Source organism: Moorena bouillonii PNG (assembly GCF_001942495.1).
GTDB lineage: Bacteria > Cyanobacteriota > Cyanobacteriia > Cyanobacteriales > Coleofasciculaceae > Moorena > Moorena bouillonii.
Window position 1 is genome coordinate 780 of record NZ_MKZS01000004.1, and the last position, 5,080, is coordinate 5,859.

At 43.2% G+C, this 5,080-nt stretch carries 5 protein-coding genes and 1 pseudogene; all 6 read right to left on the bottom strand.

Annotated features, from left to right (window positions below; genetic code table 11):
• Window positions 1-741: 741 nt before the first annotated feature.
• Window positions 742-1,098, bottom strand: coding sequence for a HepT-like ribonuclease domain-containing protein (locus BJP37_RS33905; protein WP_075906784.1), 357 nt, complete (start codon window positions 1,096-1,098; stop codon window positions 742-744).
• Window positions 1,085-1,402, bottom strand: coding sequence for a nucleotidyltransferase family protein (locus BJP37_RS33910; protein ID WP_075906786.1), 318 nt, complete (start codon window positions 1,400-1,402; stop codon window positions 1,085-1,087). The genes BJP37_RS33905 and BJP37_RS33910 overlap by 14 nt, the downstream gene beginning before the upstream one ends.
• Before the next feature lie 444 nt (window positions 1,403-1,846).
• Window positions 1,847-2,068 carry a hypothetical protein gene (locus tag BJP37_RS33915; protein ID WP_075906788.1) on the bottom strand — a complete coding sequence of 74 codons (222 nt, stop codon included), beginning with the start codon at window positions 2,066-2,068 and terminating at the stop codon, window positions 1,847-1,849.
• A 242-nt stretch (window positions 2,069-2,310) separates the two neighbouring features.
• Window positions 2,311-2,973 (bottom strand): tail fiber domain-containing protein, encoded by a 663-nt coding sequence (locus tag BJP37_RS33920; protein ID WP_075906790.1) that lies wholly within the window; start codon window positions 2,971-2,973, stop codon window positions 2,311-2,313.
• A pseudogene (locus tag BJP37_RS35170) lies at window positions 2,973-3,835 on the bottom strand (IS1 family transposase). The gene BJP37_RS33920 and the pseudogene BJP37_RS35170 overlap by 1 nt, the downstream one beginning before the upstream one ends.
• 8 nt (window positions 3,836-3,843) lie before the next feature.
• Window positions 3,844-5,080 (bottom strand): hypothetical protein (locus tag BJP37_RS40580; RefSeq protein WP_158069894.1); only part of this gene is annotated, 1,237 nt, incomplete at its 5' end.

The window sequence follows — 5,080 nt, forward strand, 5'->3', positions numbered from 1 at the left end:
TCTCAATTCTTCATTCTACATTCTCAATTCTTCATTCTACATTCAAATGGGTATTGGTGGCCATTGCCCATGTAATTGCTCGGGGTTCAATCATGATCTTCCGAGAGCCTTGCCCACCCTACGATTCTCAATTCTTCATTCTACATTCTCAATTCTTCATTCTACATTCAAATGGGTATTGGTGGCCATTGCCCATTTAATTGTTCGGGGTTCAATCATGATCTTCCGAGAGCCTTGCCCACCCTACGAATCTCAATTCTTCATTCTACATTCTCAATTCTTCATTCTACATTCAAATGGGTATTGGTGGCCATTGCCCATTTAATTGTTCGGGGTTCAATCATGATCTTCCGAGAGCCTTGCCCACCCTACGAATCTCAATTCTTCATTCTACATTCTCAATTCTTCATTCTACATTCAAATGGGTATTGGTGGCCATTGCCCATGTAATTGCTCGCCGTTCAATCATGATCTTTATCAGCAATTCCCACCCTACGAATCTCAATTCTTCATTCTACATTCTCAATTCTTCATTCTACATTCAAATGGGTATTGGTGGCCATTGCCCATTTAATTGTTCGGGGTTCAATCATGATCTTTATCAGCAATTCCCACCCTACGAATCTCAATTCTTCATTCTACATTCTCAATTCTTCATTCTACATTCAAATGGGTATTGGTGGGCATTGCCCATTTAATTGCTCGGCGTTCAATTTTGATCTTCCGAGAGCCTTGCCCACCCTACGATTCTCCTTCACTTTCCTCCTGAATTACCCTTTGCAATTGCTCAACCAGTGGCACTAAATCATTCCTCACCGTTCCCCAAACAATATCTAAATCGATAGAGAAATAAGCATGGGTCAAACGATTTCGCATCCCAATCATCACTGCCCAAGGAATATCAGCATGTCTCCCCCTACATTCAGCTGAAATTCTACCTGCCGCTTCCCCAATAATTTCTAAATCTTTAACAACTGCCAACACCAACATCCTATCCTTAGCTAAATCTTCTCTGGTCTTTCCAGACATAAAACCGAGAGCTTCTATTGCTGCATCCTGCATATGGTGCAAGCGAGTTAAATCGTCAATTGCTGTCATACTGCACCATGGCCTCAGCCATCACTCTGTATCGAAAATAAATACTTAATTCATTAGGAGTTCTTAAATCAATCTTTCTCCCTTCTACTAGTTCTGAAAGTTCTATTTCCATACTGGCTAACCTAAATAAACCAGGGGTTTTGCCTGGTTCAAATTCTACTAAAAAATCCAGGTCACTCTCCGGTGTAAAATCATCCCTCAACACTGAACCAAATAAAGACAATTTGCGAATATGATGACGCTGGCAAAATTGCTCTATTTCTTCCTTAGGAATCTTAATTGGTAACACCGGGCTTTCACTCATTTCTCTTCTGGATTTTTATCAGGTGCAATTAGTTGGTAGGAGCAGGTTTCTCTATATCCTAGCAGCTTGTAGGGTGGGAAAAGCCTGTTTCCAACTCGCCTACCTGCCGGAATTCATCTGAGCAATGCCCACCAACCAGGGTACCCATGGCCGGTTTCCAAGCCCCAACCCTTCCAGAATTCACAATCAGTGCGATTGACCTTGGCCTTTAGGCCACGCTTCGCGAATGGTCACGCGGGGCGCGTTCGCATTTTGTAGTTGATAGTGCGATCGCTGATCTTGTCGGGTGGACATTGCCTGTTTCCAACGGAAGGAAATTGCGAGCAATTTCCTCTAGTGTGAGTGTAATCACAACAGGAGCGATCGCACCCAGATACAACCAAGAGCGATCGCTGACAGACTCAGGATAAAAATCCCGACTCCCGATTCCCGATTCCCGATTCCCTACTCTACTTGAGCACCAACTACCTCCGATGGCTGAGTATTGTTTTCCTCTGTATCAGTTGATTGGCCTAAGGTTTCTTCGAGTACCTGAATTGCGCCACTGATGCGGAGTAAGGTTTCTCGGAGGTTGGCTTGTTTTGCTTCTAGTTCCGCTAGCATTTTTTGACCAGCTTCATATTCTGATTTTAGGGATTTTAAGCGTTGTTCGAGTTTTTCTTTCATGGTTTAATTTAATCGGTAATAAAAAGGTATCTCAAGGTCAAAATTATGGTCAATAAACTATGGATCTTGGGTTGTTTGGGCATTGGTGGGCATTGCCCATGTAATTGCTCGGTGTTCAATAATGATCTTTATCAGCAATTCCCACCCTACAATTCTACTCAGCAATGCCCACCCTAGGATTGTTGTTGTTTGGTTGGGCTTTCAATCCCATCATTTTACCCTACCTCCAAGTCTTGCTCAACTTAGTCATCTGACACTAGTTGATTTAGTTGAAGTTCCAATTGATTGATCCGTTGTTCATAGTTGCTGCTCTTGTGAGCCATATCTTTTATAACTTCAACTAAGTACATGCTTATTTTTCGGTAATTAATTGCTTCAGGTAACCCCTGTTCGTCATAGTAAACAAGTTTGTTAAGACCAATTTCGTTAAACTCCTCAGCAATGTATCCAATTTCCCAACGATTGGGATGGTTAGGTCGTGTATAAGTCTTGGGTTCTACTGTCAAAATTTTCTCAAAATCGTCTTCCAGAGAAATGATATTTTCTTTCGTTTTAGCGGAAGAATTGTCGTGATAGAATTGTCCCGTACTACTCTTCCACTGTGCATTTTTGTGATCACCATAAGGGACATTAGTAACATATAAACCACCACCTACATTAAGATTACCAGGGAAAATGGAATTGTGATTATCACCACCTCGCAATATAGTATCTCCATTGCTTCCCCCTAATTTTAGGAAGCCATAATCACCACTCGCCACATGCAATTTTATGATGTTAGTTTTATTGGTTGCAGCAATTTTCAATCCTTGACCTGCTGCGGAGTGAATGTGTAATGGTTCTTCAGCGGGATTAATGCCGATACCAACATTACCTGCAAAGTAGTTAGCTCTTTGGTAGTGCATCAGCAAAGTGTGGGTAAGTTACGCAAGTCATTCCAACTCCAAGGGGCGATTGGCCGTAGGCCACGCTACGCGAACGCTAACCCAGACCTTTGTGCCGCCGTATTGCCAAAGCGACTATGAATCCAAATCCAATTGAAATAGCTGACTACCAACCTTACTGTTGCTAAGGTCTGCTCCGATGACCTTGGCAAATAAATTGCTGTCGCCGATGCCCGAGACCCGTCTGCTGTCGGACAATCCCGGAACGTTCGCTCTAGTTGTTGGGTCTGCTCTTTACCGATGATGTGTCTTACTTGTGGAGGTAAAACTCGCGCTATATCCACCCCAATCATCAGTACGCCATTGTTGACAATCGGTTTTTCCTTCTGTATTCACTATTAATTCTTCGATGATAGGGTCAGTATGTTTACCTACAAGAGCGGCCAGAATTAAGCCGCTTGATGATGCTTGAGTCATCTCCTACCAACAGTCTCCTTCTTTCAATTCATTGGACTGACAGCGTTTTTGTTTTTTTGGACAAATGACCAAAATTCATCACCGCTGATTTGTGAGGTTTCAATCTTCTGTACACGGGCATTATGAATCATTTGTCCAATCACCGTAGCTGCTCGCAGCAGGCGTTCCTACCGTATTGTAGGCGAGATTAGTCGTCCGACTGACTCCTCTCAAACTACTTCCGGAGGCATGAGCCTGTAGAACCGTGTGAATTGTTTTGGGTTCAATTTGTGGCGCGATAGTAAAGAGTATCAAAAGTAGAAGTGAACGTTTGTTGGCACACTCGACAGTAGTACCGTTGGCTTCCCTTACTAGTTTTGACCTGTTGATGGGTCTTATGATGACCGCATAGAGGGCATTCCATCATTCATAGGACTATTTTTGGACAAGATTCATCTTACCACTCCCACACTTCCGCATAGGCACTACCGCTCTTTCAGTACCTCCAAACCATGCAGAATTGCTGCTACTCCCAGTCCATCCATCATGCTCTACAAATAAACGAACTGCTTCTCCTTCGCTTCTGACTTGGAAGATCGGGTCACCTTCAGGGGGATTTTCTGCCACTCGATAGACTAAGCCGGTTGCTCCTTGAGTACCGTCACCGCGATGATTACCGTCGCTGGGAGCTTCCATCAGCAGAGTACGCTCACCAGAGGTGTTGCTGCTAGCACTAAAGCTGCCAGTGACAGTTAAATTCCCTTGTACTTTTAATTTCGATGAACCTGGATCCGTTGTGCCAATGCCAACATTACCGTCACTACCTTGTACAAATAATTGTTTTTCGTGGCGTCCGATATAGACATTGGAATTTGAACCAGAATCTGGATTGAGATAAAGATGCTTACCATCAGTTTTAGCATTGATATTCCATCCACTTGACCAGCCAACAATCTCTAACTGACCCATTCCACTGCTACCAAATCTAACATCTGCAAAATCTGATGTTGAATCGGCAATTTTCAATTTCGATGAACCTGGATCTGTGGTGCCAATACCAACATTACCGTTGTATTTAATTGTTAATGCATCACTTAGATCATCATGGTGATAATTACTTCCGCCTCTAACTTTAAAACCTAGGTCGGTTGCATAGTCATTAGCCGAGTTTGAACTAGAAACAATGTAAGCATGACGCCCGTGATTACTGCCATTACCCTTTCCTGTCAACTCTAGGACAGCCTTAGCCTCCTGACCGGCAGCTGCATCAATCAGTAAGACAGTATCCCCTTGATCATTTTTGAGTTCGAAATCATGAGCTCTATTGTCAGTTGATGATGCAATAGATAATTTTGCCGTCGGATCGTTTGTCCCGATGCCAACATTACCATCTTTAATCACCATCTGGACTGTGCCATCACCAGCATTGAGTTCGTTATCGTGATGAGAGCCATCTTTGTACCAGGCAAAGTTTTTAGCGGTGCGAAAATACTGTGTATGACTCTGAATACCGATGCCATAGCGTTGGTCCCACAAATTAATCATCTCCCGCATGTTGTTGTGGAAACTGAGGGTTGCAGAGTCGTCAATGGTCAAATTATTGAGAGTGGTATTACCCTGGTTGACTGACAAAAAGTAGAAGTCAATTGCCCCAAGAGTTTGCCAGGAGTAG

Bases quoted from the DNA above. Each gene is read 5' to 3' on its own strand.
- BJP37_RS33915 (WP_075906788.1), bottom strand. From the start codon at position 2,068: ATGAAAGAAAAACTCGAACAACGCTTAAAATCCCTAAAATCAGAATAT.
- BJP37_RS33905 (WP_075906784.1), bottom strand. From the start codon at position 1,098: ATGACAGCAATTGACGATTTAACTCGCTTGCACCATATGCAGGATGCA.
- BJP37_RS33920 (WP_075906790.1), bottom strand. From the start codon at position 2,973: ATGCACTACCAAAGAGCTAACTACTTTGCAGGTAATGTTGGTATCGGC.
- BJP37_RS33910 (WP_075906786.1), bottom strand. From the start codon at position 1,402: ATGAGTGAAAGCCCGGTGTTACCAATTAAGATTCCTAAGGAAGAAATA.